Annotated in this window: 1 protein-coding gene; it reads right to left on the minus strand. The window is 45.5% G+C overall.

The window, feature by feature from the left end:
- On the minus strand, nt 1-299 hold a 299-nt coding region (locus EWU23_RS13830), incomplete at both ends, for a hypothetical protein (RefSeq protein WP_205753200.1).

The raw sequence follows: 299 nt of genomic DNA on the forward strand, positions 1-299 counted from the left end.
CCGGATTCACCGTGATACTGGAACTTGTTACTGCAGTTCCTGTCGCTGGGGTAAAGGTAAATGTTCCTGTACCTGAGGTTCCTGTGAAGGTCAAACCTAAGCTAGTTAAGTTCGCTACTCCGCTAGTGAAATCTACCGCATTGTTCATCACGGCACCATTGGACAATCCACCAATGCTTCCTGTTAGGCTTGTACTTACTGTAATATTATTCGCGTTCGCATTAAAGCTAGTTACCGTGTTTCCATAAGCATCTTGGGCCGTTAAGGTATTGGTTCCTGTAAAGGCTGTGCCATTCACT

It is taken from the genome of Aquirufa beregesia (assembly GCF_011090385.1).
Taxonomy (GTDB): Bacteria; Bacteroidota; Bacteroidia; order Cytophagales; family Spirosomataceae; genus Aquirufa; species Aquirufa beregesia.